This is a genomic window from Enterobacter cloacae complex sp. 2021EL-01169, from assembly GCF_020733125.1.
Taxonomy (GTDB): Bacteria; Pseudomonadota; Gammaproteobacteria; order Enterobacterales; family Enterobacteriaceae; genus Enterobacter; species Enterobacter roggenkampii.
Genome location: NZ_JAJFTC010000002.1, coordinates 190,970 through 215,742 on the forward strand (window position 1 = coordinate 190,970; position 24,773 = coordinate 215,742).

Sequence of the window (24,773 nt, forward strand, 5' to 3'; positions counted from 1 at the left end):
GGCTCGTTAGTGGGGTTGTGTCAATACATTGCGGGGATGATGGGAATACTCATTCCGGTATATCTCTCGCCAGTCACAGAATACTTGTCGGTCCATCGGGAACGGACACGGCCATTCCCACATTTTACCGAGTTCCCGCTCATCACCAGTCCCTTGGATCGCATGTTGCACCACCCGCTGGCTGTTGAAGAGTTGAAACCATAGCAGCCAAGCGCAATCATGCTGTTGCCAATATCGACCCAGCTATTGCCCGGTGAATAAAACTGATTTCGGAATATAAATGGACGGCGGGTGGTAGAGAAAGTGCACTGGCCAGCAGCGTTGATGAAATTTAATCCTCTTCCGGGTACAGGGGCCTGAACCGCAAAAATCGCAATATCGACATTCACAGAACGGGCGATATCGTCATAGCCCGTGTAATCCTGACGGGAGTAAATATTATTACCATCACATTCAAGCGTAGCTGCGCTGTCATTCCAGCGGGCAAAAACGAGCCCTTTGGCCGGAAGCGTGTAAGTACCATTTACATTGACCGTTCCACTGAAAACACAGGAAGCAACACGACTGACATCAGTGATCGCAATAAAGTCTGTCGAATCCTCAATAAGCAAACCACGGTTTCCACTCTGCCCAGCGGGTAAAATCTGCCAGACTGTGCCGGGAAATGTTTTATCTTTCCCCCAGCCATCTGATGACCAGACACTCTGGGTCAGGGTTCCGTTTCCGTTATTGGTTATCCCATCGAGAACCATAATCGTTGTTATCAGATTCGGCGAGCGAGTCACATTCACAACCGAGTTTGATGGAATGAAAAAAGGGGTCGCTCCGGCAACATAGCCCTGAACAGTCATGGTCTGCTGGCCCCATGCCTCCACAGCCTCCCCACCATACGACGGACATTTCATTCCGGCAGTGATGGTCATTGCCGGACGCCCGTCATTCAAATCGATATAGAGTCCCCTGGCCATCAAAATTCTCCCAGAACAATGCGCCCACCATTCGACAAATTGACAGTGACACCGTTGTTATTGATCGTGACTCCTCCTGTTGAGTTGGTGAATCCGAACTGACCATTTTGGGCGTAAACCGCTCCACGCACAGTAACGTTATTGAAAACGGCATAACCCGATTTGTTGATGTGCCAGCCGACGTTTCCGGTTCCGTCCCATGTCGCGGACTGGATGTAGTTGCCAATTTTGCCATTACTGATGGTTCCGTCGCCGATAACGCTATCCCTGATAATGGTCTGCCCATTCTGGATAACGAACGGCAGTGTCACGGCCCCTCCAGCCTGAGACATCACCGCAAATCGGTCAGCCAGGAACAACACCTGCGACTGCATTCCGGATGGAGTGTTCTGAACACCAATACCCATGCCAGCAGCATACTGACGACCGTTAGCATCAACAGCCACCTTAATGCTGTACATCGCATTCAGGTTATTGTTGATGTCTGCTGATACCTGAGCATTCTGGACAATAGCGGCCTGCTGGCCATTCACGGTAACCTTCAGCGAATTGATCTGAGTAGCGGACGCCTGTGTGAAGTCAGCAAGCGTCTTTGACAGGTCAGTGACATTCGCGGTGTTTCCACCGGCAGTGGAGTCCAGGGTGCGCAACGACTCAGCAACAGCCTTACTGGCATCGGCCATTACATTATCGACTCGCTCAATACCGGCTTTGTTATCGCCATATTGCACGCTAAGAAGGTTACGCTGGTTAACCTGCGCGAGCGTGCTGGTGATGAGCGCGATAGCATTGTTCTGAATACCGCCGCTGGCCTTATCAGTTTGTGCACCCAGCTCTTCCAGGCGTGATGCCATTGAGGAATCGAGGTCTGTGACAACCTGGCTAAGGTTGGTGATTGAAGCCGTATTCTGCGCACCGACTGCAGCAGCCGAATCAGCTTTATCAGAGGCGGCCTGTGTGGCTGCAGTCAACTGGCTTACAGCAGAAGCGCGCGCTTCAGTTTCCGTTGCTAAAGCCTGGCGAACTTCAGTAATACCCGCTTCGTTCTGCGATGTTTTTGCCTCAAGACGAGTAACATCCGTGACGCGTGCTTCCGTCTCAGTAGCGATCACCTCCCGGAGCTGTTCGAATGTCGCAGAGTTAGCGCCCTGCTGGGCTGTCTGGCGCACAACAACATCAGCAATAGCCAGGGCGTTGCCAATGATTGCTTCTGCTGTCTGCTTATTCGAACCTACTGCTGCAGCCAGACCATCGGCGTTCTCCTTAATCGCGTCAGAAAGTTCGGCCAGTTTCTCGCTACTTTCTACGGCACTTTCAATCAGGTCCTTAAACACCTCCGAATCTTTAATCTCCTCCAGGATCACATCGGTGATGTCGGAAACATCGATGCTGGCCTGTCCACGAACCCAGCCGGTATAACCGGACTCGTTACCGGTTCGGTCAACCAGCTGTGCGCGGTACCAGAATTCCTGACCGGCCTTAAGGCCCATCTGCTGATACTTGCGCTGCGGATAGGGTACGTCTGCCAGCAGCATCGCATCGTCCTCAGTACCCGTCAGGCTGTACTGAATTTCCGTCTTCAGCGTGTCGTCGGTGTTCGCCGGGAATCCCCAGCTAAGCTCGATACCGAAAACCACATTATCAGAAGCGATGAAGCCGACCGGTTTCGGCGGATTGCCCACTTTACCCGTAAGATTTACTTCTGATGATGTCTCCCATACTGATGAAACGTCGCTGGCGTTCACCGCCCTGACACGGACCAGATAGCGACCCGAGTAGATACCCTGCACTTCAAAGCCGAGAGAAGACGTTCGGGGCACACTAATCCAGTTGCCGCTGTCACGCCGCCATTCCGCCTCGTACGCAACTGCACCCTGAACAGAATCCCAGGCAACGCGCATAGTGGTAATCGCAATGTTCTGGTTAACCGTAGAGTAACTGTCTACGACAATATTTCCTGGGGGAGCCTGAACCCCCGGTGGAATGACACTGACTGGCCGCTCGTCCAGTCTTGCGCCGGTATCAACAGCGGAATAGATATCAGGGTTGTAAGTCGTCCCGGTGACCTCGAAAGTGCCGTCGTTGTTGTCCCGCGTTCCCGTAACACGGAAAAGCGCTATAAACAGATCGTCAGAGTCCACACCCCAGTTACATTCAGCCTCCGGCGTTTCGCTGTAGGGTGTGGTGACAGTGACTGTGTTTCCGTTAACGGCCTGGACGGTTCTGGCCTGAGCTGTGCCTGATGGAAGATTCAAAAACAGCCGGTTCCCGGCCTTCACATCAGCGGCGCGATCGAGGGTTATGTTGCGGCCGTTAACCGCACTCACCCTGCCACCGATAGTTCTTCCGGCCAGCTCGTTAGCTGCCACGCCGATCACCTCCCCGACAGGTGGAACGTCCATGCCCGTGCTGAAGGTCACCACCTCGCCGATACCGTTAGTGAGCAGCGCCCAGCGCCCCCGCCGGTTTGCCTCTGACTGCCTGGTGCAGCCGATCGCAGTCATTTCGAGCTGACGATAATCGAAGCGCATGGCCAGATCGTTATCGTAAACAGGCTCAGGCGTGTCTTTATAGTGGTTGGCAGGGTCTGACCAGTTCACCAGCGCGGCAGTGTTTCGGGTGGTTTCACTCGGGTCCGCAAAGGTAAATTTTCCTTCAACAACGCTGGCGTGGTTATAGATGTGCCACACATCCCGTGGCATATCAGCCAGGACATACATCTTATTGTCGCCCCAGTACGTCATGCCGCGAAATATACCCGCCAGATCACGAAGTACAGTCCAGGCGTCATTACGGTCCTGAATATAAACGTTGCAACGAAAACGAGGCTCCGTCCCACTTCCGCCCTTGCCATCTGGTACCTGCTGATCGCAATACTGGGCGATACGATAAAGCTCCCATTTGTCTATCTGAGTCGTATCAATTCTTTGACCCAGCCCGAAGCGCTCGTTCAGAATGATGTCGTAATAAATCCAGGCAGGATTATCCGTCCATGCCCATTTAAATACGCCCTCCCATGTACCAGAGTAAGTGCGGGTTTCGGGATCATAAGTATCAGGTACACGGATGATTCGCCCTTTCGGATTGCACACAACCTGAGGAATTCCATTGGGGAACTGCTTTGCGTCAAACTCCACATACAGCAGCGCTGTGTTAACGTAGCGAAGTTTGGCGTCAATAATTTCAGTAACGGCCACAACGCGCATGGTGTCGACGATATTCACGCTCGTGGAATCCGGCGTGATTCTGCGAACCCGCAACTGCCATCCAGTCGAGGCTTTCGGAAGATTGACGCGGTGACTGCGCTCATAAAGCGACGTGGTTTTGTCATCAACAGCACCGTTAACCACCGTTTCATACGGCCCGCCATCGACCGACAGATCGATAGCATACTCGACGCGGGTGCCGACTTTATCACCGTTGTTTTTCTGGAGTAAAAGAGTTGGCCATCCCAGGCGAATTCGCAGCGCAGAGAGCTGCGTGTTGGATACCGCGCGCACGTACGGCACAGCCTGTTTCAGCTCGTATGAAACCTGAAGTTCGTTTTCAATGCCGGGGAAGCCCTGAATGTAGTCCTGGTCCTGAGTACCGGAACGGAACTCATATTTCACATTATTGAAGTTATAACTTCCGTCGGCGTTCTGAAGAGGCGTGTAGGAAGATGAGTCACCAAGAAAAATGTTTTTACCATCAAGCCCGCCAGCGAACTCACCCTCTCCAAGCGCAATCAGCACCTTTGCCCTTGCAATGGACTGAATGCTGTCCGGCGCTTCAACGGGCGTTCGGGTCTGGTTGCTGCCACCTTTACCGCGGCCTTTGATGATCGTCGTTGTCATATCGCGTCCATAAAAGAAGCCACCGTCAGGTGGCTTGAAATGGGTAGTTTGGTTTATTGCTGATCTTCTGCATAAATCCCGGCTGAGATAATCGCACCGCCTATTTCCCTCTGTCCGTAAAGCAAAGGAACGGGGTTACCGGATGCCGTAGTATTGACGGGTCCGCCAAACGCATAGGAAGGCTTATTATCTGGGTCCTGTCGCATCCTCAGACCAGCAACCTGAGGGGAAAGCATTTGCACTACACCACCCACAGCCATAGAACCAGCTGCGGCATATAGCGCCATTTGTGTACCTGCTGCCCATCCTATTGGGTTCCACCAGGTAAAAGCCGCAATTGCGGCGGCAGTAACAATTTGAAAGAGGCCAGCCCTTTTACTGCCGCGTATTACAGGGATAATGCGAAGTTCATCGCCAGGTCCAAGAAGATCAAACTCTTCCTTTCCTATGTTTATTTGGTTTCGGAAGATGACAAAGTCCAGCCCCTTCGCTCTGGTCTCACGCAGGTAGGCATCAAATCCATCAATTGTGTTAGATAGCGCCCTGAATACCTCACTGGCAGACGTTAACGCGCGGCGGTGGGTCCTGCCAAATCGCTGAGCCATTGAGCCGCTGAGTTTGATAACGGTTTTTCTTTCCATTACATCAAATCCTTATAACGCAGAATTTTGATGGTACGGTCACGGTAATAGCCACCGTAGGGAATACGCTGGCTTAGCTGGCCATACATGTGATGCAGTAGCATGTTGCCATCAAGCAAAATCCCGGCATGGTTCGGGACGGTGGACTGTACCTGCATGATAACCATGTCACCGGTCTGAGCGGGACCGTCGTACTCACGGAAACCGCATTCCTGCCAGTTATCCATATAGAGATTTTCACCCTGCTCCCACCAGTGGCGATCTACGCTGTAGTTGGGCAGTTCAATGCCGTGTTCGATGCGGAAATAGTCCATGATGAGAGACCAGCAGTCAGCATATCCGAGTACAAACTGGCGCCCTGTGAGGGGTCGGTCTCCACGAGGCATGACGGTGCGAATGTCGCCCTCCGGCCACGATGCAATAATCCAGGGCAGTTCCGTGGCATCACACATCAGCATGTCGAGCTCGCTCGGCTGAGTTGTTGCCCCGTCGCCGGGATGGCTGTGGACGATCGCCACCACAGTGCCCTGCTCTTCGGCGGCCGCATAATCCTCAGGATTGAGTTCGAATTGCTCAGTCGGCGACTCAGCATTATTTTTGCAGGGGATGTACTTCTCCACCCGCCCCTTCTGAATAACCACGCCACAGCACTCCTCGGGGAAGGATGCGGCGGCATGGGCCAGAATGGCGCTAACTGTTTTGTCGCGCATGATTATCCTCTCAGAAGTGAAGCGCCTGGGAACCCGCCATAATCCAGCTGTTCATTCTCTCCGAAGCGAGGTTTACAGCCCGTTGACAGCAGTCCGGAGCAAACATCCTGTGAAGGATCATCCACCCGGTTGCCGTCTTTATCGAACCAGCCGTTTTGCCCGGCGTAGGTGCAGCCATTCCCGGTTTTGTACCAGCCCCGCATGCACCACGTGCACATTGGCTGAATTTGCCGGGTCGGAATGAGTTGCCCGCGCAGATCGGCTGGACTGGAAAGCTCAAACTCTACGGTTTCATCGTCTGATCCTGATTTACGGTCGATGTAATAAACCTGTTTGCGCTCCTCGTTGGGATTCGCAGTCGGGTTCACATCAGGGAAGTTTCTGGCGTCCAGATAGTGTGCGAAAGTGTCATGGATGATCACCTTAGCTTTAGCCATCCCCTGAAATCTTCGGCACAGCGAGCCAATCGTACCGCTGATGTTTGCAACAGTGAGTGACGGCCGTGAGCTCTGGCCGTCACTGCTGACAGATATGCCGGTCAGTTCATACGGCCACGCGCCATACTCCTGCCCCTGCCACCACACCGACTTCGGCTCAAGTTTTGACTCGTCGCCACCTGCGGCGATGATTTCCGCCTCGGTGTGCGGGATTGTCTCGTTGTGAAAGCGAAGAATACCGGCACCGAAAGCTGAACCGTCAACCTCAATCAGGCGGACGCGCTTACCCGGTTCCAGTTTCTGGACATCAGATGAAATGCTCATGGATGGTATGCCTGTATGAATGTACTGCTGAGGGTATATTTCTTGTTGCCGTGGGTAGATATCTGGAAGGATTCCGCGCGCCATAAGCCTGAGGGCTCAAGCGGAGGTTTCCAGATAAATGACTTCCACCCGGCATGCCTGTTCAGAAAGTTTTTAATGGCCTGAATGTAAGCCTCGTCGCCGGTAAAGCTCACGCTCCATTGAGGTGTTACAGGGTTGATACCGTCTCCGGCCACCTGCGCATAGCCATCGCCAAACTGCGCCTTTCTGGTACGGAAACTTGTATCAACCTGAGAGGCAACCTTTGGGCACCAGCTGAAGGTTTCGACTGCCATGGTTAAACTCCCTTGATTAATCGCCACAGAGGCGAACCCGGCATGCTGGCCTGTTCGTTAATGACACCAGTGATGGCATCCTTAAGCTGCCTGCCTGCTGCTCCGGCAGTACCCTGACTGGCCGCCTGCGGTGATCCGCCCTGAATATTGATATCGCCAAAGTTAACCGAAGGCACACCGCCAGAAACCTGAGGAGCACCAACTGCCCGAACGCCCAGCGAACCATCAGCTGCCCGAGTGAGCGGCATAATGGCTTCCGGGCCTGCCTCGGCAAAAACCCCCGCACCTTTGGCAAAGGCAAACAACTGAGGCGTCTGAAAAACGCCATTGCTGTAAGCGCTCAGGGAAGGAGAGTCGTAAACATTACCCTTCGCGTTAAAGGTGAAGTTCGCGCCAGCGTTCTGAATTGCAGTACCGCTGCTGGCGGTAGCGGCAGACGAGGCACCAAAACTGAACAGGGAGCCAATTGAACTGACGCCGTTAGCAACAGCCATATTGACCAGAACGTTCTGGATAATCTTCAGCACGCTGACGCCCCAGTCCTTCCAGCTGTCAACGTTGCCATTGAGCATGTCGGTAATCGTGGTGACAGCGCCCCCCATAGCCTGCTTCATGCCGTCAGCAGCCATGGAAGAATAATCCGTAGCTTCGTCCACCCAGTTCGCATAACCTTCTGACAACCCCGTCATCCAGTCGTCACGCTGCGCATCAGAAGCTGAGTAATATCCCTCCTGGTCGCGCAGGCGCTCTTCGAGGTAGCGCTTATTAAGTGCCAGCCCCTGCTGATAGAACGTCTCGTCGATTTCACCAGCCTGACGCTGGCGGAGAAGATCGGTATTCTTCTGCTCAAACTCCTTACGCAGATTGAACTGCTCCTGAAGTCTTTCACGGAACCTGGTTCCCTGCCCGTATCCCAGCAGTTGCGCTTCATTGGCTGCGCGGGCGCTGGCGTTACTGTCAGCAAGGTTGGCTTCGTAATTTCGCAGTTGCTCACGCAATTTAACCTGGTCAATCAGCGCAGCATTTTGCAATACCGTCTTTTTCTGGGCTTCCGTCAGAGAAGCAAGTTCGCCCTGGCTGACCTGGTATTTAACCTTCGCCAGTTCAGTATTCTGGCCTTGCAGGGCAATCTGCTCTTTTTGCTGCTTGATAAGGCGCTTATACACATCCTCGGTTTTCTCGCCTTCGGTTTTACCGCCCTTCGCCTTAGGTTTGTTGGCCTCATTATTCCGCCATTCAGCAAGACCGTTATTAATCAACTCCTGACGGCCTGTCTGGAATTGCGGATCACTGGTTAACCCCAGGTCATCGGCTGCATAACTCAGTCGCAGGCGCTCTTTTGCTTCACCCTTCAGGCGTGACAACTCCAGATCCCGGCGGCTCTTTTCGAGGGCATCGGTTTGCTTTTTGTCGAGGTCGGCCTGCGGAAGTCTGAGCGGGACGTTAGCCAGCCCCTGACGCGCCATAAGGAGTTGGTTGCCTAAGCCAAGAAGACTGTTGAACTTTTCATGCTGCCCATTCATCATCAATTGCGACTGGTACAGTGCGTTCTGGCGCCAGGCATGCTCTTTGATCAGATCGTTACGTTGCCTTTCAATACCCTCAAGGGTTTGCTGAATATTGCGAGATTTCTCCCGCATATCATTCAACTTCCCTTCTTCAACGGCGAGCTGATCTGTGACGATGGCTATCGCTCTCAGGATATTTGCATCGTTCTCGCTGGTAATGCCCGGTTTTCCACGGGAGGCATTAAGATCGTCAATTTGAGACTTCAGGTCACCAACCTTCCTTGCTTGCTCATCAATCAGACGATTTTGCTCGACAAGGGCTCCAACAGTCCTACCACGGTTGTCATCCGTTTCCGATAGGGACATACGAGATGTTTTCTCTCTAATCTCGTCAATTTGACTGGCATACTCCTGCGCAGAACGCCGAGCCTGCTCCTGATTCTGATACATCGCATACCAGGCTCCAGCACCCAACATAACTAAACCAGGAACTCCACCGATGAGACCAAGTGCACCACTCATGAGCCGAGTGCCGACAGATGTCACACTATTGAGATTACTTTGGGTCGAAACACGATTTGAGATGTTACGGTTTAAAGCAGCCTGAGCGGCAGCCAGACGCCTTTCAGCTACAGCCTGAGCGTCGGCATTTTTAGCTGCTACCAGCCCTGCCTGCGCGCGTTCAAGTGCTGTTCTGGCTCGCACCTTTTCCGTAGCTGTACCGCTGGCAAGAGCGGTCGTAAGTCTGGTATGTGCCGCAGTGACTTTTGCTTCAGCCGCCGCGACTTTTTCTTGCTGAGCCGCCTGAACATCTGCACTTCTTGAACTCTGTACTGCTTGCTGAGCCCGATAAACTTCAGCCCTGGAAGCCGCAACAGCAGACTGCGCCGCTTTATCCTGCGCGACTGCAAGAGCAACCTCTGATTTCGCAGCTGAAATTAACGCACCTGTTGCGCTACTGGCGCTGGTTACAACTCCGCTGAGGTATCTTGCCAACCCAACACCAACAAGCGCCCCAGCGACTGTTGTAATTGTTGACATATTGTCAGCAACGTCATTCAGAGCGCCGCTCACTGCTGATGAAGTAAAAGAATCAAGCGTCTGGGCAACATTATCCAATCCGCCAGACAACGCGTCAGTAGCACCGGTTGCCTGGTTTACACCGCCCACCCAGGCCATGAATGAGTTAGTTACTTTTTGAAGGGATCCGGAAACCGTTTGTGGCATGCTGGCAAATTCGCCCTGCAATGCTCCTAACTGGCTCATTAAAGCTGGGACAACCTTATCGATCGTAAGCTGTCCCTGGTCAGCCATGCTCTTGAGGTCTTTACGGGCTACACCCATTCCCGCAGCCAGAGCGCGGATTACCCGATCACCGGCTTCGTTAACGGCATTAAATTCTTCACCACGAAGAACGCCTTGTGCGAGCGCCTGGCTGAACTGAGTAATAACAGAGCTCGCTTCCTGGGTGTTAGCCCCGGAAAGTTTTAGGCCGGTAGAGACAGCTTCGGTAATTTTCAGAACTTCGTCAGAGCTATAGCCGTACTCGCGCATTGAGGCAGCTGCTCGGGAAAAAAGGTTTGCGTTATCTGAAAATGCCGTGCCGGTTCTTTGGCTGATTTCCATTAACTGACGCTGTGAAGCGGCAAAATCATCAGCAGAAGATGATGCCTGTTTAAGACGAGCGTTTACGGAGTTCCACTCATCAGCAATCTGCACAATTTTACCCGTTGCAAAAGCTGCCGTAGCTGCGGCAGCAGCCCTTCCAGCAGATGCAAATCCGGCAGTCAAATCAGAGAGCGCCCTTTCGCTCTCTCTGGCAGCAGCAGCGGCCTGCCGACCGCCATTCTGCATGGTGCGGTAATAGTCCTGCCCCATTCGTGAGGCGCGGGAAATTTCCGACTGGAACGATTGGGAGTTAGCAGAGATTTTAATTATCAGTTCGCGAAGAGTTGCCATGCTTTCACCAAATAAAAAAGCTCGCACACAGCGAGCTTCGTATTGAATAAAATTGCCCTACCTGCAAAGCGTCTTATAGACCTCAAGAAATGCCTTGTCGTCCTCTTTAATCACCACTGCTGAACCATTACTTGTTAATTTCCCATCAATAATCTCGACATAGACGTAAAATTTATTACGATAACTTGTGCCATCATTATTTTTTTTGTAAGTCACATCACCACAAACGTATGCTGCATTATCACCATACTTAAAATATTCAGCGTTAAACTTAGCATCATCTGGGTTATTTAATTTCTCTCTGACGATGTTTTCGCCATTTTTAATAAAATCATTTTTCTCAGGCTTACACGCGCTGATAAAAAACAAACACATGACGGCTATAATTAACTTTTTCATTTTTGCACCTTGATTGCATTATTCATGCTAATGCTAAACCCAGGTACTAGATTTGTCACTGAGTTGCAGCTGTAAGTGCAGCCTCAAGCCCTGCAAACGGGTCCTTCGGTTCTGATTGCTCATCACCACCCCAGCGCAGGATCGCATCGTCCAGCGGTACTTTTGCCCCCTGCGAGCCGTAGATGGCAGAGACGAGCTGAGCTGCCTGAATGTCACCACGAATATCGCCAACCGGACTTTGCCTGTCGTACTCAATCCACATCAGAAGCTCGCTTGCAGTCATGCTCTGCCGTAGTTCTGAAAGCGTGCGCCCCATTCGGAGCGCAAGCGACATCAGAAACTTTACGCCGGGGGTTGAGACTTTTCCCGCGCTTCGTCCGCGTTGTTGATCAGGTCAAGCGCCTGTTTGAGCAGGCGTGAATGGACGGGGCCGTAGATTTCACGCACCTGCTCTTCTTCGTCTACGCTGAATACCGGCTGCTTATCGGTGTCACACAGAACGTCAATGAAGAGCACCACGTCAGCGCAAAGATTACGGTGTGCCTTTTCCGATACTGACACATTTTCATCATCAGCACCCGCTTTCACCACTTCCTGCCAGCGCAGCCAGGCTTCACCTGACGGCTCACGGAGAACCACTTTGACGCCTTCCCACTCAGGAACGGCGACCGTCTTATGACGAAATCCCGACATCTTAGCCAGGGCGAGATTTTTAATATTCTTCATGAGACCTCTCAGGAGCCAGACTCGATGTTTTCAGGCTTACCTTTCAGGCGCAGGGAGAACGTTGCCGCCACTACGCCGTTGGTACCGGAAGACCAGGTGTGCTGGCGGATTTCAGCCAGGAACTTAAAGCCTTTGCCAGACGGGAAAATGACCTGGAAAGCGTAGGTCGTATCGTTGTCATACGCATCACGCAAGGCGTCCTGCGCCGGATTCTTGTAGAAGTTGCCGGACAGAGAGATTTCTGACGGAGAAGGCAGGCCGTTAATGTTCTCCTGCTCGGTCGAACAAAGCGTTGTTACGTCGATATCCTGCTTCTGACCACCGGTGAACTGAATTTCTTTGATGGTGCAACTCAGATCGAGAAAGGTTGCGGAATCCATCGTTTCTTTGGTGGCTGGCAGGGAGGAAATAAGGATCTTCGTCAGCTGCGATTTTTCATAAAGTGCAGACATAGCTGTCTCCTGGAAAAAGAAAACCCGCCATCAGGCGGGTTCGTTGGGTGAATTAATTGTCAGGGGGTAACTTTAAAATCCAGGGTGGCACGGTAGAGCCGATAATCTGGCTCGTACCCGGGGATTTTTACCACCTCTGTAGGGGTTAACGGCTCAAGCGAAGAGAGCACCAAATCTCTCAGGGTGCGTGATTCAGTGATCGTAGTGGAATACACATCTACCTGAATGGAAACCCTGCTCTCTGCCTGGCCACACAGCACGTCAGCGGAAACATCATCGACGATGGAAAAGATAATCCAGGGTGGAGAGACAGACGGTTTCCCGTCACTACCTAATGGCGCAACATAGGGGTATACCCGTCCATCTGCCAGGGTAGAAAGCAAGGCGTAGATATTATCTTCATTCACTTGCTCAGTACCTCATCAATAGCCTGATTCATCCTGGCAATGGCGACGCTGGCGGCCTCTTCCTCGCGCGTATCGTAAGCGGGTCGCACAAAAGGATGCGCAGGCATGTTCGCAGTGCCAAGCTCCACAAAGCGCCAGTAAAAGGCGTTTCTCGGGTTATTCGCCTTCATCGTGTTATCGCTGTTCCCGGTGCGCGGGTTAACACCACGAATATGGACGCCGGAAGAAATTTCCCCGCGGCGACGGCTTTTTTGGGTCACCACCACCACGTTTTTTTTCAGTTTCCCGGTACGCACCGGAGCGCGGGCGATCACTTCTTCCTTAAGCACTTCGGCACCGGCGCGCGTGGCATCACGCATAACCTTGTTGTTTTCGGCACGGCTAAGCGCCTCCAGATCCTTTGCGATGTCATTTAATCCGGAAAAATCGAGGCTCGTCTCAATCATTTTTCGGTCCCCTGTTTGCAAAGAATTTCGAGCTGAACACCACGAGAATCAGGGATAGGCGGACCAATAATATTCAAAATGGCCCCCTTGAACGGGCCAGTCATAACCCTGAGTCTGGACGCAGCAGTTATATCGCTACGAAATCGTGTCCATACCCTGATAGTGGCGACTGCGGTTTCAGCACCAGCGGCTACCAGCTCGCGGCCACTAATGCCCTTTACTTCTGCCCAGGTTTCTGCGCCGTCATGCCATGCTTCAACAGGCTGGCCAGAAGGATCTCTGGATGTTGTGAGGTTCTGAACCACCACCCTGTCTCTCAGTCTTCCGGCCTGCATAAAGTCCTCCTATACCCCGTAAATTCGGTATGGCTGCAGCAAGGCTTCAACTGCAAACGGGACCTCTGCAACAGTCTGACCGACGGAAACTGATTCTCTGTTGGCATACCAGTGACCTATCAGCAATAACATGGCCGCTTTAACATCATCATTCAGTAGAATCGGGTCCGGGTCATCTGCGTAGCCAGGGGAGCTCTGGTTTTCATAGAGCGTTCGCCTTGTCCATGTCTGGACGTAACGCGCCGCCGCACCGGTGTATAAAGTCAGCAGGGCGTCATCACCGGTAAAGTCGCTATCAATGCGGCAGTGCTGTTTCACCACATCAAGATCGACCATTATTTTTTCGCCTTCTTGTCCGCTTTCACTTCCGGCTGTTCCTGCTGCTGTTCCTGCTGCTGTTCCTGCTGCTGTTCCTGCTGCTGTTCCTGCTGCTGTTCCTGCTCTGCAGGATTTTCTGATTCATCGAGCATCGCATAGCCTTTTTTGATGAGCTCGCGACCGTGCTGTTCCAGAGTTTCCAGCGGAAGCCCCTCAGTAACGACGGTACCGCCGAAATAAATCGGTTTAAGTGCAATCAGTTTCATTTTCCCACCTGTAAAAGCGGCCCGAAGGCCGCAATAGTTATCAGCTACCCGCGCCGGTGCTGAATGAACCGTACACGAACGCCTCAGGGCGTTTCACAGCCAGCGCCAGACGTTCTTCGCAACGGATGGTGATCATGTTTTTCTCGAAGTCGTCGGCGTTCTCCGTGGAGATAACCACGTTCGCATCTTCGCGGTCGAAGATTTGCGCGCCAGCGTTAAATGCACCGGTCAGGAATTTACCCTGGAATGCTGCCGCTTCTGTTGCAACAACCGGCAGGCCCCACAGAGTCGGACCAGTCAGCGCCGCAGGGTTCGCCAGAATGTAACGACCCAGGCTGTCTTTGGTCAGCTCGATCCGCGCCCAGTCAATGAAGTGAAGAACATGACCAGACGCCGGGAAGCGTGCCAGCTGTGCCTGCAACATTGCCAGACGCAGATCGTCAATCCCGCTCTGCTGTTCGACAGTGAACGCCGGATTGAACGCTGACGCCTGAGGAACGATGCCATGCAAATGAACGCCGGTACCATCACCGAAGAGAATTTCCTGCTCTTCTGCATACTTCAGCCCGTAGCGCATTTCGGCATCAACAGTGGACTGCAACTGTGCGAAGTCATCCAGGATCTGCTTTGAGGCTTTGAACAGGTGGGCGATAGTGCTGACGCCAGTGATTTTCGGCGTGAACTCAATTTCGCTGTATGGTTTCTGCGTATTTTCAGGAACCACTTTCGCGTTATTGGTAAAGCCTGTCTGCTGCACCCAGAAAATAGCTGAGGAGGACGTACGACCTGGAGCGATCAGATCGCGGATGAACAGGCGCTGTTTCGGTGCCGTATCAATACCCGGCAGGCGCTGTGGCTCTACAACACCATCAGGCACATCCACCGAAGTCAGGGCAGCCTTAACCGGGATGCTGATACGCTTACCGCCTTCCACGCTGGAAGCGAAGGTTTTCAGCGCCTCAGCGGAGATCACCTGGTGGCCAACGGACTCGACAACCTGTTTCGCGTTTGCCAGCGGCATCTGGGCAACATGTTGCTCCAGTTCGCCCATTGCGGCCTTCAGCGTTTTTTCTGCTTCGCGCAGGGCGTTGAACTCAGAAGCCATTTTATCGACGGCTGCCTTTGTTTCTTCAGACAGCTTGCCGGACTTCTGCGCCTCTTTGAGCGCGTCTTCTGCTTTCGCGTTGAACTTGCCGGTTGCCTCTTCAATGCTGGCCGTGACTTTTTTCAGAATATCGTTTACTTCAGACATAAAGGGTCCTTATTTGACTAACGCCGCCAGGGCGCTTTCAAGTGAATTGATGGTTTCAGGTTTGATGTCTTCGGCAGCGCCCGGCGTACCGTCGTTGGTGGTGACAGCGCCAGGCATGCCACCGGATAAGGCTTTAATGAGTTTTCTGCGCTCAGAGCGCGGGGTGTTGGTCTTGGCCAGCAATGCATCAAGTTTGCGAAGCGCAGCAGCAGGCGATTCGTCGCCGTCGCTGACCGCATCAGCAGAAAGCAGGCTGTCTGCCAGTCCCTTCGCCACAGCATCACTGCCACCGATATAGCTTTCCGCGTCCATCAGCTTCTGCACGGCGGCCATATCAAGGCCGGAGCGCGCCGCGTAGATATCAGCCATAGCGGTATCGAAGGGTTCCAGTGACTGTGCCAGTTCAGCAAAATCATGGCGGTTACCCATCGCGTAGACCCAGCAGTTGTGGATCATCAGGAAGGCACCACGACCGATCTGAATATCATCCCCGGCCATCGCAATGACCGAGGCGGCGCTGGCGGCAATACCGAGCACCTTCACCGTCACACGGCCTTCGTATTCACGCAGAAGGTTGTAGATTGCCAGGCCTTCGAACATGTCACCGCCAGGGGAGTTAATATTGACCGTGACGTCGGCGCCATTCATAGCCCGAAGCGCACCGGCAATACGTTTAGCTGTTACCCCTTCGCCCCAGTAGTCCTGCCCGATAACATCGAAAACAGAAATGCTGTTATCGTCGGTGGACGCCGCTTTGATCCCGCCGTCCCAGCGGTCCAGTGCGGACGGTAATGTTTCACAGGTAACGCGCGCGCAGGGGCGACCCGCCGGTGCTACCGGAAGTTGTTTTTTGCTCATCAGGAAAGTGCTCCTAAGCGGCCTGTTTCAGCGGAGATTGTTCAAAGGAAATATCGGGGAATACGTGGTTATGCAGCTCTCGCAGGGCCAGTGCCTGAACAGCAGGGTTGCTGCTTTCGAGATTTTTCAGTTGCGTCAGGTTGAGCTGAACGGTGTAAATATCGCCCCCTTCAATTGGCGGCATGTTCTCAAGACGACGAACGTCATTTCGAGACATCCAGCCATTCTGAAGCGCGCTGGTATAGTATGCTGCGCGACCTGCGCTGTCAGCGCGCAGCAGTCCTTCAACGGAGAACTCTGCAAACACTTCGTCATCGCTGTCGAGTAAACACCGCCCGATTTCTTGCTCAATATTCACCAGCAGCGGTCGAAGAGTATGAGTCAGGAACTGCAGGTTCATGCCCTCAAGGCTGGATGCCCAGCTGCTTTGTTTCGTGGTGTGGCCAACCATGAAAGGAGGCACGCGAAACCAGCGGCAGATTTCCTCAATACTGAAAGATCGGCTTTCCAGCATCTGGGCGTCTTCGGGATTCATGGTAACGCCCTGGTACTTCAGCCCTCCCTCCAGCACCATTATTTTTCCGGCATTCTTTGAGCCGGTGAACTTTGCCATGTACTCCCGGAGCCTTTCCCTCTGCTCATCGCTTAATGCTTGTTCCGCTGTCAGGAAGCCAGAACTTTGTAATCCTTGCTCGAATATTTTTGCCGCAGACTCTTCTACCGCCATTGCAGAACCGATCACATCCCGGCCAGTCTTCATCGGCATCATGCCGCAAACGCCATCCAGACCGAACCCGCGAATGTGCATGATGTTTTTGACGGGAATGACGCGCTCGTTACCGTTTTCAGTGTATTTGTATTCCAGCGCCCCGGTCACGAGACGTTTAACCACCATGTTCTGCGGCAGTAAAGGCACCAGCGAAACCAGGCGGTTTGCGATGAATTTCTTCTCAATGAAGGCGTTCCCGCGCAGGCAAATACTGGCGACCACCATCAACATAAAGCGTGATGGTGTCATTTCTGAATTGGGGCGGCGGCACAGTATCGAATAGGCCGGATGATCGGTTGCCGCTTTACGCGAACCGTCAGGCTGTCGAACGTATATTTTCAGCGGAAGGGTTGAAATAGATTCGCTCAACAGTCTTACGCATGCCCACACAGCCGATAGCTGGATGGCTTTATCGGCTGTTACCACCTTCCCGCTGCTGCTGGTACCAAACCATTCCTCCCAGAACGTGCCGGTAGTCAGGCTGATAGGCACACCGAGCCAGTTAAGCAGAGCGCTTTTCACCCTGCCTGGCTGTTTGTTTTTTTTCATCAGAAACCTACCATGATGGGATTATTGAAGAATCCGGAGAGATCCTGCTGGTCGTTACCACCGTTAACCAGAACGCGGCTCATTGCTGTGAACAATGCCGCAGGGCCATCAATCTTGGCCTCTGGTGTGGACTTGTTCGGGAAAATGTTCTCGTTCCGGTCAGGTTTGACGGTTACGTTGGACATCATCCAGTTCATTACCGGGTGATCGCTGTGATGGAAGCGGCCACCGTATACCAGTGCTTCGACCTCTTTCATCGCCTCAGAGAAATTGCGAACCGTCTGCGGTACTTCCACCAGCGGCAGCCCTTCTTCTGCCAGCGCAAGGCTGAACTGCGTCGCACTCCACGGGTCGAAGCCAATTTCTTTCAGACTCTCGCCAGCAACCCACACCTGCAGCTCTTCTTTAATCTGAGCATGGTCGATTACATCCCCGTCGGTAAGGATCAGCTTGTCCATCCCGGACCACTTACGATAGAGCTCTGCCATCTGGCGTGAACATTTCTCAAGGCGTCCTTCGGGCAGCCAGAATTTAAAATCCGCATGAACGTGGCCACCTGGCGCGCGCCAGACTTTAGCGGCTGCACAGATATCAATTTTGTTTGACAGGTCAACGCCCACCCAGGAGGGATAGGTTTTAAGTTCGTGCTGCGGGGCGATAAACTCGCATTTTTCCCATTTCATCATGTCCATCCAGGCAGACTCAGCTGTTACCCAGATATTCATGTGTTTGGTGAAAAAGTTAATCCTGGCCGAAACCTGCTCTTTCGCCTTTTTAGCCAGGCGGCGCAGGTCATCCCAGCGCTTACAGATACCCAGCCCCGGATTCGCCTTCTGCCAGACTTTTTCATCAAAGGGATCGTCACCTTCATCTAAGGTGTAGATGATGGCAAAAAACGTATCGTCTTTTACCAGTCCACGCAGCACCTTGATGGCGTAATCACGCAGTTCGTAGCAGATACCCTCTTTGTTGAAGCCCGCTGTGGTAATGCCGAAAAGCAACGACTGCAGGCGCGCGCCGGTTGCCGTCTCCAGAACGTCCCATACATCACGGGTTTTATGTGCATGCAGCTCGTCGACGATGGCGCAGTGGATGTTCAGGCCGTCGAGGTTGTTCGCATCTGATGATAAAGGCTCGAATTTGGAGGCCGTTTGCTCCTGGTAGATAGCGAGCTTGTTGAATTCGAAGATCCGCCCAAGAGTGGCTTTCGCCTTCTTGACCATATTTTTCGCGTCTTCAAAAACAATTCGCGCCTGGTCACGGGTGGTTGCAGCGGAATAAACCTCCGCACCACCCTCGCCGTCAGCGCCAGCCATATAGAGCCCAACGCCGGAGCAAAGTGTTGATTTGGCATTTTTACGGGCCACCTCAACATCTGCTGTACGGAAACGCCGAACCATCACCGGCCGACCGCTGCCGTCGTTACGCAGAACGGTTTCCCCCGTCTCTTCGTTAACCAGCGGGATAACAAAACCAAAAATATTAATCAGGATGAAAACATGCCAGTCCATCAGCTCAATAGGCTGGCCTGCCAGCGCGCCCTTTACGTGAGGAACAAAATTATAGAAATTCAGAATGTGCTGCGCGCGTGGCTCACTGAAGAAAATACCGCGCTCTTCGCCGTGTGCCAGATCGTCAAGAAAACGCTGGCAGGCAAGGCGCACATACTCACAGGCAATTATTTCCCCCGCCACCACCCTCTCGGCGTAGCGGATGCCTTCTGCAACCTTAGCCATTAATCCCTCGCTTTCATAAACTCGGCCAGCGGGTCAACCGCATCAGGACCTTTTGCATTCACTTTCGAGCGGCTGGCTGGTGTCATCCCGAACTCTCCGAGCATGGCGCGAAGGCGTTTCCAGGCATCAGCTTTCATGATGGCTGCCGGGTGAGCTTTGATCATCACATCCCCGCTCTGTGTTTCGGTCCGGTAGGTGTACCCCTCAATTTCAAGCGTGTCGCAGTGGTGCCGGTATTCGGTATAAGCCTCAACCAGCAGCTCAAGGGCTCTGGCGTCCAGTTGAGACATCACACCGATAGCATCGAGCTCGTCGGCCATCCGTTTAAACCAGTACTTCCCCTGCTTGTCGAAATGCTTCGGCGTTGGGGGTACCCCTGCAGCTGGCTTAGGTTCGTTTTCATTAATCGGGCGTTTTGATGGGTTACCCCTCACCAAACGTAGATGGGTCGGGGTTTTCGGTGGTCCAGACATAATCGAAAACTCCTATTAATCATCGAGTGGGGGACCCCTAAAAAAAGTTTTCTAACCTGCGGCGATGTGAAAAGAGGTTAGGCGGCGGTCCTTTGGCGCGTCGTTCCTGAACTTTCAACCCGCCCTCCCCCTCGGTTGATTCAAATGAGAATCGATGTCATTTGAGTCTTTCAACCGCTGTCTTCGCCCTGTGGCAAGGCTTGCAGAGGCTTTCAAGATTGGAAAGGTCATCGGTCCCCCCATTTGCTTTGGCGGTGATGTGGTCCACCGTCTCAGCGGGTGTATACCTTCCATTTCGCAGGCATTCCTGACAAAGATGTTTATCTCTGTCGAGAACGATTGGACGCAGCCTGTCCCACTTGCTGCCATAACCTCGCTGATGCCTGCTCTGTCCTCGCTGATGCTGCTGCCAGCCTTCATTGCGGTGATGTTCGCAATATCCAGAGCGGTCGGTTGTAGTCCCGGAGCAGCCACGCTTACGACAGGCGCGGGGGATGGCCGCTGGCATTAGCACTTACCATAGAGCAGACCGCCAGGCTTCAGTGCGTTGCGAATAGCATTGCTCACTGCGTCATTCACTGCCTGTTGCAGGCCAGCGGTTGACGCTGCCTTGGCAGCTATCGCAGTCTGAAGGGATGTGAACAGATCGCTTTCACGTACAGCCTTGAGAACCAGTTCTTGCATCTCGTCGGTTAGTCGCGCCTTGGTGGCTGTGCCTGTCGCTGAAGCAATTGAACTGATTGGTTCAGCGGTGGCATTATTGCCATCAGCGGGATTAGCTCCATCATGACTAATTGCCCCAGGGAAACCACCAAAAGCCAGACCACCATTGAAGGCCGTCTCTTCATTATTGCTGGCTGATTGAGCGGCTTCATGGACCTTAAAGCGATCAGCCTTAAACGTTGCCTGCTGCTTTCCTTCTTCAACACCGAGGGTCATGCCAGCTTCGTGCGGCTTGCCTTTGCCGGCGACGTTTAATTTAACGCTGTAGCTCTTAGACAATACGGCATCGTCGATCTTCGCATCGGTAACGAACACCTCGCCGTTATTAATAATCAGCACCCCGTTCTTTTCGAAAGTCCAGCCATCTTTCAGGACTTTGAATGCATCGCTGTTACGGATTTTGTCATCCAGTTCGTCAACAGCCTGTTGTGCGCCTGATGTGTCCAGCTCAACACGAAGCTTCATTGTGCGTACCAATGGTGCGCATGAGTCATCAGGTACAGATGGTCCTTTATCATCCACTAGCGCTTGCGGACGCTTATTTACCGTGACAGAGGAGGGAAAGTACTCTGGGATACCATTCACCTCACGGCGTGCGCCCCACGCATCATATTTTGCCGTGCCAGCCGCGCTTTGTAGTTCGATTCCTTCATCGGTTTCGATAACGTGAAGGCTACGCATTGCATCTTTTAGGCTTAAAGTTTTTTTCATGTTTACTACCCTTTTAGACGTGAGCCTGTCGCACGGCAATGCCGCCCGAGAGGTAAACGCAACCTAACGGCATCACCCAGGCTCACTACTGAAAGACTCTCTTCTTTCTGCGCGTGCGAAGCGCATTAAAAAGCCCCGCGTCAGCGAGGCCTGTTACTTACGATGACGATCAACTGCCAGATTCAGATTCAAACAGCAAAAGCGCTTCTTCCGACTCCTTGATGGCTTTCGTCGTTCTGGCCACCATTCCGCTTTCAGATGTTACCCGGCTTAACTGATTTACGAAGACTTGATACTTTAGTGGGTCATCGCCAACGAACTTGATAGCATCAGCTGCGGCTGCGGTATCGTAGTTCAAAGTTGCCAGCAGGTTTAAGCGGATCTGCTGTGCAGGTGTAACAGTGATTTCAGACATTGTTTATCCTCTGATGGGTATATTGATTGTCTTATCCGCTTGTTGGGATAACCATTATCAAGCCCACCAGCAGGTGAGCTTTGTAATGGCTAGCAGTCAGAATCTGGACGCGATACAGCACGACACGCCCACATGCAGGCTTCCTGCATTTTTGTACGCGCGATTGCCAGACAGCGGAGCGCCTCTGAACGTTCGCTAACCTCCTCAGAGTTGGCATCTACTACCTGCAAGGATAGGTGTGTTCGTTCAAGGTCCAACTGCTCGCAAAAGTCACGGCTAATTTCCTTCAGGCCATTCATTTGCGCGATATCGTCTGCGGAGAGGGTTCGATAGCCTTTAACGGTGGTGCCGTCCTGCGGTTTAGCTTCGCTCATCGGTTTCTCTCTTTTTGGCGGGTATGGAAACTTACCCGCGATTGAATGTGAACACAGCAGCATGCGTCACTCCTGCTTCTGGCAGTTCGCCTTCCACACTTTGTTATGCGCCAGGATGTCTTTCTTCGTCTGGAGGTCCATAACGTCGATGTCGTGATCAGTCAGGTAGATTGGCTTTACCCAGTCACAGGAATCGTGGACGAAAACATAGCTGGGCTTTGGAGGACCACCAACACAGCCAGCAGCCAATGCTGACACGGAAAGCATAGAGATAAACATGAAATATTTATTCATTGTTGCCCTGCCATGGTTGAGTTAGCAGCGCCTTTTCAACACTCCATCCCCTGCTCAATCGGTGCGCGATTGTCTTTACTTTTACACCATAGGTTTCGGCTGCTTTGGTAATGCACATTCGACCTGCTGGTGTATCGAGCATATGGTTACTTCGTCGGTTTCTTGCCTGGTCTTTGGGTGTAGCCCATCGGCAATTTTCTGGTGAGTACGCCTTATCTACATCAATTCGATCAAGCGTGTGACCTGCCGGACGCTCACCCATGTCTTTCAGGAAAGATTCAAAATTACCCCAGCGCTCGCAGACTGAAATTCCAAGACCACCATAATCTCCGTAATACGCATCGCCGGGATAATTGCAACGCCGCTGCATTGACAGCCAGCTTATATATGTGGGGGAAGTTTCTGACGGTCTGCGATGCCCGTGTTTTGCACCAGACATACACCCGCAAGATTGTGTCCTGCCAGAGCGTAAGGCGTTTGACCTGATTATTTTTTCTGTGCCACACTCACAACCGCACAACCACATTGAAACGCCCGATTTATCCTTATTGGCGTAGGACTGCACAGTCAGCTTGCCGAACTTAACGCCGGTTAAGTCGATTGTTTTCCTCATGTTCACCCCTTATGAGCCGCGCTTCCACGTGTCACGCAGCTCGCGATCAACATCGTCATCAGGCATGTGGTTAACAGTTTGCTGTACATTGCTGGCCTCTTTCGTTGTCTCTACCCTGCGTTCTGCTGCTGCAACCACTGCCGCTGCGTTATCTTCGGTGCGCTGCTGGTCGGCTTTCGCTTCCGCTTTGCTGGTTCCGCGTGAATGACCCAGGCCAAACGCGGCGGCAATAGCAGCAAACACCGCGACAACGAGTCCGGTAATTATCTCAAGCGTCATATAACCACCCGCTCCTTTACCCAGCCATAAACAAACGTTTCGTTCGCGCTACGCTGTTCTGCCAGCTCAAGATAACGCTGACCCTGGCTGCAATTCAGGGCCCGGAGCATAACCAGCTCACCCTCTTTTCCTCGCCGGGCAAGATAGCTTTTTAATGCGCTGATAGTACGCGGACCGATAAAACCATCTGCAATCAGATCGGGATAGAGCGTGCCCTGAATGTTGAACACGTTCAGCCAGCGCTGGAACCATTTGGTCTGAACTGATGGGCCCATGTTAACGCCGGTATCGCACAATTCGGCGGCGATGGCTGGTGATACCTCAGAAACAAGGTCGAAGCGTGGCCCTGCCCAGTAGTCAGCCGTCAGGATATCCAGCGCCTGCTGGCGGGTAAGGTTACGCATATCACCGCTGTAACCGTGGGCACGTGCTACCGCTTGCGTGATTCCCCAGTTTGTTGGGCCACCTTTATCGTCGGGGTGATTAACGTAACCGCCCTCTTTGCCAAGAATGGCGTCAAAAATTTCGTCTTTTGTCATTAGTGCCTCAGAAGATCAACCAGACGTGCCAGATTTCCCCGGACCTTCATAACAGCTGCGCATATCAGGAGGTTCGACATCACCACCAGCCAACTGGAGTCACGATAGAGGCCGAAGATGAATTGCCATGGGATTACTGCGTAAACCAGGATGGTTATATACGCCAGGATTGAGATAAAAGGACGGTGCCGGGCACCATGGCGCTGGTAGAACATCAGAACGACGACGATCACCGAGCAGATAAACGCGTTAAAGACAGCTGACGGGTCAATTACCATTTCCCCCTCCTCCGCGTAACCGTGAGAAAAAACCGAACAGGGTGTTCAGGTCCTGGTTATTAAGAAAAGTTAGGATTTTTATACACAGTGCAGACAAAATCACTGCACCGAGTGCATCCAGTGGTTTTTCATAACTCGAGGCAGCATTTAGCCATGAACCAACAAACCCGGCGCCAAGCACTCCAACAATGAATGATGTAAGGAAATATGCAGCCAGGCGAGCACGCGTAAGGTTTGCAGCTGTCGCGACGTAAAACACCGCACCACCAAACGCTCCAAACACCACGCCGAAATCTGTATGAGTAAAGACACCATACAGGACTGAACCCAGCAGGCCTCCGCCGAGAACTGCACCAGTGCCGGTTAATGGATCGGACATTACGCCCCCTCTGTAATTGCTATGAATCCTCTCAGTAAGTTTGAGGGGAAATAATAAAAGCCCGCTGTTGATGGCGGGCTAATGAGTTGACTATTTGTAAGGTAGGTGTGAGTAAGACTTATGCTCAGAGGTGAAGCTGTATCGGCTGATTCACTATCGGTCCAGGAGAACCACCGGGCATTCAGTTACTTCCCACAACTCAAAGCGTAGCAGCAGTTTGCAAAACCATAAAAAAAGGCCTGCGTTTTATGGCAGGCTCTCAAGGAATTTGAAACTTGTATTGTTGTTGTCATGGTGCCGGGTGCCTCCCGGTGACTCTACCCCAGTCAGCAAAGCCGCGCGCATACCTGCAGATAGCAGTTGACTGGAACGCCCTTTCGCTTAGAAAGGATTCACCACACAAACAAATTACGCCGAAATCATTCCGCCGGTCAATACTTCATTGCCGTGAGTTCTCTCAGAAG

The 24,773-nt window shown here is 52.6% G+C and carries 29 protein-coding genes and 1 pseudogene; all 30 read right to left on the bottom strand.

All coding sequences use genetic code 11. From position 1 onward, the window contains the following. Positions 1–20: 20 nt before the first annotated feature. The 30 genes and pseudogenes from LLF79_RS07300 to LLF79_RS07445 all read right to left on the bottom strand — a co-directional run bounded on the left by LLF79_RS07300 (position 21) and on the right by LLF79_RS07445 (position 24,309). Positions 21–968: a DUF6453 family protein gene (locus LLF79_RS07300; RefSeq protein WP_054829852.1), complete on the bottom strand. Its 948-nt coding sequence runs from the start codon at positions 966–968 to the stop codon at positions 21–23. Then, positions 968–4,804 carry a phage tail protein gene (locus tag LLF79_RS07305; RefSeq protein WP_227879321.1) on the bottom strand — a complete coding sequence of 1,279 codons (3,837 nt, stop codon included), beginning with the start codon at positions 4,802–4,804 and terminating at the stop codon, positions 968–970. Before LLF79_RS07305 ends, LLF79_RS07300 begins: the two co-directional genes overlap by 1 nt. A 53-nt stretch (positions 4,805–4,857) precedes the next feature. Continuing rightward, on the bottom strand, positions 4,858–5,445 hold the full coding sequence (locus LLF79_RS07310) for a tail assembly protein (protein WP_001549121.1): 588 nt from the start codon (positions 5,443–5,445) through the stop codon (positions 4,858–4,860). Beyond that, positions 5,445–6,155: a C40 family peptidase gene (locus LLF79_RS07315; RefSeq protein WP_058691910.1), complete on the bottom strand. Its 711-nt coding sequence runs from the start codon at positions 6,153–6,155 to the stop codon at positions 5,445–5,447. The genes LLF79_RS07310 and LLF79_RS07315 overlap by 1 nt, the downstream gene beginning before the upstream one ends. Positions 6,156–6,157: 2 nt before the next feature. Next, complete coding sequence (locus tag LLF79_RS07320) at positions 6,158–6,916, bottom strand: phage minor tail protein L (protein WP_227879322.1); 759 nt, start codon at positions 6,914–6,916, stop codon at positions 6,158–6,160. Continuing rightward, the gene (locus LLF79_RS07325) at positions 6,913–7,251 is read right to left on the bottom strand and encodes a phage tail protein (RefSeq protein ID WP_058680182.1); all 339 of its coding nucleotides are present in this window, start codon (positions 7,249–7,251) and stop codon (positions 6,913–6,915) included. The genes LLF79_RS07320 and LLF79_RS07325 overlap by 4 nt, the downstream gene beginning before the upstream one ends. A 2-nt stretch (positions 7,252–7,253) precedes the next feature. Beyond that, the gene (locus tag LLF79_RS07330; RefSeq protein WP_227879323.1) at positions 7,254–10,718 is read right to left on the bottom strand and encodes a phage tail tape measure protein; all 3,465 of its coding nucleotides are present in this window, start codon (positions 10,716–10,718) and stop codon (positions 7,254–7,256) included. A 57-nt stretch (positions 10,719–10,775) separates the two neighbouring features. After that, the gene (locus LLF79_RS07335; protein WP_032668789.1) at positions 10,776–11,117 is read right to left on the bottom strand and encodes a hypothetical protein; all 342 of its coding nucleotides are present in this window, start codon (positions 11,115–11,117) and stop codon (positions 10,776–10,778) included. Positions 11,118–11,172: 55 nt separating this feature from the next. Beyond that, positions 11,173–11,451, bottom strand: coding sequence for a DUF4035 domain-containing protein (locus tag LLF79_RS07340; protein ID WP_032668971.1), 279 nt, complete (start codon positions 11,449–11,451; stop codon positions 11,173–11,175). An 8-nt stretch (positions 11,452–11,459) separates the two neighbouring features. Next, positions 11,460–11,843 carry a phage tail assembly chaperone gene (locus LLF79_RS07345; protein ID WP_001549114.1) on the bottom strand — a complete coding sequence of 128 codons (384 nt, stop codon included), beginning with the start codon at positions 11,841–11,843 and terminating at the stop codon, positions 11,460–11,462. Positions 11,844–11,875: 32 nt separating this feature from the next. Continuing rightward, positions 11,876–12,295, bottom strand: a pseudogene (locus LLF79_RS07350) (phage tail tube protein); the annotation flags it as partial. A 59-nt stretch (positions 12,296–12,354) separates the two neighbouring features. Then, positions 12,355–12,702 carry a DUF3168 domain-containing protein gene (locus tag LLF79_RS07355; RefSeq protein ID WP_048703095.1) on the bottom strand — a complete coding sequence of 116 codons (348 nt, stop codon included), beginning with the start codon at positions 12,700–12,702 and terminating at the stop codon, positions 12,355–12,357. After that, complete coding sequence (locus tag LLF79_RS07360; RefSeq protein ID WP_048703098.1) at positions 12,699–13,148, bottom strand: HK97-gp10 family putative phage morphogenesis protein; 450 nt, start codon at positions 13,146–13,148, stop codon at positions 12,699–12,701. The genes LLF79_RS07355 and LLF79_RS07360 overlap by 4 nt, the downstream gene beginning before the upstream one ends. After that, complete coding sequence (locus LLF79_RS07365; RefSeq protein WP_053504477.1) at positions 13,145–13,483, bottom strand: phage head closure protein; 339 nt, start codon at positions 13,481–13,483, stop codon at positions 13,145–13,147. The genes LLF79_RS07360 and LLF79_RS07365 overlap by 4 nt, the downstream gene beginning before the upstream one ends. 9 nt (positions 13,484–13,492) lie before the next feature. Next, positions 13,493–13,819, bottom strand: a complete 327-nt coding sequence (locus LLF79_RS07370) for a head-tail connector protein (RefSeq protein WP_048703104.1) — start codon at positions 13,817–13,819, stop codon at positions 13,493–13,495. Beyond that, complete coding sequence (locus tag LLF79_RS07375) at positions 13,819–14,067, bottom strand: hypothetical protein (RefSeq protein WP_097570890.1); 249 nt, start codon at positions 14,065–14,067, stop codon at positions 13,819–13,821. The genes LLF79_RS07370 and LLF79_RS07375 overlap by 1 nt, the downstream gene beginning before the upstream one ends. Before the next feature lie 40 nt (positions 14,068–14,107). Next, positions 14,108–15,319, bottom strand: coding sequence for a phage major capsid protein (locus tag LLF79_RS07380; RefSeq protein ID WP_227879324.1), 1,212 nt, complete (start codon positions 15,317–15,319; stop codon positions 14,108–14,110). 9 nt (positions 15,320–15,328) lie between these two features. Next, positions 15,329–16,177, bottom strand: coding sequence for a head maturation protease, ClpP-related (locus LLF79_RS07385; protein WP_045619490.1), 849 nt, complete (start codon positions 16,175–16,177; stop codon positions 15,329–15,331). 13 nt (positions 16,178–16,190) lie between these two features. Further along, positions 16,191–17,495 carry a phage portal protein gene (locus LLF79_RS07390; RefSeq protein WP_048703116.1) on the bottom strand — a complete coding sequence of 435 codons (1,305 nt, stop codon included), beginning with the start codon at positions 17,493–17,495 and terminating at the stop codon, positions 16,191–16,193. Next, on the bottom strand, positions 17,495–19,231 hold the full coding sequence (locus LLF79_RS07395) for a terminase large subunit (RefSeq protein ID WP_227879325.1): 1,737 nt from the start codon (positions 19,229–19,231) through the stop codon (positions 17,495–17,497). Before LLF79_RS07395 ends, LLF79_RS07390 begins: the two co-directional genes overlap by 1 nt. Continuing rightward, the gene (locus tag LLF79_RS07400) at positions 19,231–19,704 is read right to left on the bottom strand and encodes a phage terminase small subunit P27 family (protein WP_032636952.1); all 474 of its coding nucleotides are present in this window, start codon (positions 19,702–19,704) and stop codon (positions 19,231–19,233) included. The genes LLF79_RS07395 and LLF79_RS07400 overlap by 1 nt, the downstream gene beginning before the upstream one ends. Before the next feature lie 157 nt (positions 19,705–19,861). Continuing rightward, positions 19,862–20,212 carry an HNH endonuclease gene (locus LLF79_RS07405; RefSeq protein WP_127851191.1) on the bottom strand — a complete coding sequence of 117 codons (351 nt, stop codon included), beginning with the start codon at positions 20,210–20,212 and terminating at the stop codon, positions 19,862–19,864. Continuing rightward, positions 20,212–21,138 (bottom strand): DUF1983 domain-containing protein, encoded by a 927-nt coding sequence (locus LLF79_RS07410; RefSeq protein WP_227879326.1) that lies wholly within the window; start codon positions 21,136–21,138, stop codon positions 20,212–20,214. The genes LLF79_RS07405 and LLF79_RS07410 overlap by 1 nt, the downstream gene beginning before the upstream one ends. A 169-nt stretch (positions 21,139–21,307) precedes the next feature. Beyond that, the gene (locus tag LLF79_RS07415; protein ID WP_127851190.1) at positions 21,308–21,553 is read right to left on the bottom strand and encodes a DUF2560 family protein; all 246 of its coding nucleotides are present in this window, start codon (positions 21,551–21,553) and stop codon (positions 21,308–21,310) included. An 89-nt stretch (positions 21,554–21,642) separates the two neighbouring features. After that, entirely contained in the window at positions 21,643–21,927 is a 285-nt protein-coding gene (locus LLF79_RS07420; protein ID WP_127851189.1) for a hypothetical protein, read from the bottom strand. A gap of 286 nt (positions 21,928–22,213) precedes the next feature. Further along, positions 22,214–22,834 (bottom strand): hypothetical protein, encoded by a 621-nt coding sequence (locus tag LLF79_RS07425; protein WP_227879327.1) that lies wholly within the window; start codon positions 22,832–22,834, stop codon positions 22,214–22,216. 9 nt (positions 22,835–22,843) lie between these two features. Further along, positions 22,844–23,113: a hypothetical protein gene (locus tag LLF79_RS07430; RefSeq protein WP_227879328.1), complete on the bottom strand. Its 270-nt coding sequence runs from the start codon at positions 23,111–23,113 to the stop codon at positions 22,844–22,846. Then, a complete protein-coding gene (locus LLF79_RS07435; RefSeq protein WP_227879329.1) occupies positions 23,110–23,652 on the bottom strand; it encodes a glycoside hydrolase family 108 protein in 543 nt (180 codons plus the stop codon). Before LLF79_RS07435 ends, LLF79_RS07430 begins: the two co-directional genes overlap by 4 nt. Continuing rightward, the gene (locus LLF79_RS07440) at positions 23,652–23,930 is read right to left on the bottom strand and encodes a phage holin family protein (protein WP_023150207.1); all 279 of its coding nucleotides are present in this window, start codon (positions 23,928–23,930) and stop codon (positions 23,652–23,654) included. The genes LLF79_RS07435 and LLF79_RS07440 overlap by 1 nt, the downstream gene beginning before the upstream one ends. Then, a complete protein-coding gene (locus tag LLF79_RS07445) occupies positions 23,920–24,309 on the bottom strand; it encodes a phage holin family protein (protein WP_023150206.1) in 390 nt (129 codons plus the stop codon). The genes LLF79_RS07440 and LLF79_RS07445 overlap by 11 nt, the downstream gene beginning before the upstream one ends. Positions 24,310–24,773: the final 464 nt, after the last annotated feature.

Bases quoted from the DNA above. Each gene is read 5' to 3' on its own strand.
- LLF79_RS07330 (WP_227879323.1), bottom strand. From the start codon at position 10,718: ATGGCAACTCTTCGCGAACTGATAATTAAAATCTCTGCTAACTCCCAA.
- LLF79_RS07340 (WP_032668971.1), bottom strand. From the start codon at position 11,451: ATGTCGCTTGCGCTCCGAATGGGGCGCACGCTTTCAGAACTACGGCAG.
- LLF79_RS07430 (WP_227879328.1), bottom strand. From the start codon at position 23,113: ATGACGCTTGAGATAATTACCGGACTCGTTGTCGCGGTGTTTGCTGCT.
- LLF79_RS07415 (WP_127851190.1), bottom strand. From the start codon at position 21,553: ATGTCTGAAATCACTGTTACACCTGCACAGCAGATCCGCTTAAACCTG.
- LLF79_RS07375 (WP_097570890.1), bottom strand. From the start codon at position 14,067: ATGAAACTGATTGCACTTAAACCGATTTATTTCGGCGGTACCGTCGTT.
- LLF79_RS07365 (WP_053504477.1), bottom strand. From the start codon at position 13,483: ATGCAGGCCGGAAGACTGAGAGACAGGGTGGTGGTTCAGAACCTCACA.
- LLF79_RS07360 (WP_048703098.1), bottom strand. From the start codon at position 13,148: ATGATTGAGACGAGCCTCGATTTTTCCGGATTAAATGACATCGCAAAG.
- LLF79_RS07310 (WP_001549121.1), bottom strand. From the start codon at position 5,445: ATGGAAAGAAAAACCGTTATCAAACTCAGCGGCTCAATGGCTCAGCGA.
- LLF79_RS07345 (WP_001549114.1), bottom strand. From the start codon at position 11,843: ATGAAGAATATTAAAAATCTCGCCCTGGCTAAGATGTCGGGATTTCGT.
- LLF79_RS07385 (WP_045619490.1), bottom strand. From the start codon at position 16,177: ATGAGCAAAAAACAACTTCCGGTAGCACCGGCGGGTCGCCCCTGCGCG.
- LLF79_RS07405 (WP_127851191.1), bottom strand. From the start codon at position 20,212: ATGCCAGCGGCCATCCCCCGCGCCTGTCGTAAGCGTGGCTGCTCCGGG.
- LLF79_RS07440 (WP_023150207.1), bottom strand. From the start codon at position 23,930: ATGGTAATTGACCCGTCAGCTGTCTTTAACGCGTTTATCTGCTCGGTG.
- LLF79_RS07325 (WP_058680182.1), bottom strand. From the start codon at position 7,251: ATGGCAGTCGAAACCTTCAGCTGGTGCCCAAAGGTTGCCTCTCAGGTT.
- LLF79_RS07420 (WP_127851189.1), bottom strand. From the start codon at position 21,927: ATGAGCGAAGCTAAACCGCAGGACGGCACCACCGTTAAAGGCTATCGA.
- LLF79_RS07315 (WP_058691910.1), bottom strand. From the start codon at position 6,155: ATGCGCGACAAAACAGTTAGCGCCATTCTGGCCCATGCCGCCGCATCC.
- LLF79_RS07435 (WP_227879329.1), bottom strand. From the start codon at position 23,652: ATGACAAAAGACGAAATTTTTGACGCCATTCTTGGCAAAGAGGGCGGT.
- LLF79_RS07445 (WP_023150206.1), bottom strand. From the start codon at position 24,309: ATGTCCGATCCATTAACCGGCACTGGTGCAGTTCTCGGCGGAGGCCTG.
- LLF79_RS07395 (WP_227879325.1), bottom strand. From the start codon at position 19,231: ATGGCTAAGGTTGCAGAAGGCATCCGCTACGCCGAGAGGGTGGTGGCG.
- LLF79_RS07300 (WP_054829852.1), bottom strand. From the start codon at position 968: ATGGCCAGGGGACTCTATATCGATTTGAATGACGGGCGTCCGGCAATG.
- LLF79_RS07400 (WP_032636952.1), bottom strand. From the start codon at position 19,704: ATGTCTGGACCACCGAAAACCCCGACCCATCTACGTTTGGTGAGGGGT.
- LLF79_RS07335 (WP_032668789.1), bottom strand. From the start codon at position 11,117: ATGAAAAAGTTAATTATAGCCGTCATGTGTTTGTTTTTTATCAGCGCG.
- LLF79_RS07305 (WP_227879321.1), bottom strand. From the start codon at position 4,804: ATGACAACGACGATCATCAAAGGCCGCGGTAAAGGTGGCAGCAACCAG.
- LLF79_RS07370 (WP_048703104.1), bottom strand. From the start codon at position 13,819: ATGGTCGATCTTGATGTGGTGAAACAGCACTGCCGCATTGATAGCGAC.
- LLF79_RS07320 (WP_227879322.1), bottom strand. From the start codon at position 6,916: ATGAGCATTTCATCTGATGTCCAGAAACTGGAACCGGGTAAGCGCGTC.
- LLF79_RS07390 (WP_048703116.1), bottom strand. From the start codon at position 17,495: ATGAAAAAAAACAAACAGCCAGGCAGGGTGAAAAGCGCTCTGCTTAAC.
- LLF79_RS07425 (WP_227879327.1), bottom strand. From the start codon at position 22,834: ATGAGGAAAACAATCGACTTAACCGGCGTTAAGTTCGGCAAGCTGACT.
- LLF79_RS07410 (WP_227879326.1), bottom strand. From the start codon at position 21,138: ATGAAAAAAACTTTAAGCCTAAAAGATGCAATGCGTAGCCTTCACGTT.
- LLF79_RS07380 (WP_227879324.1), bottom strand. From the start codon at position 15,319: ATGTCTGAAGTAAACGATATTCTGAAAAAAGTCACGGCCAGCATTGAA.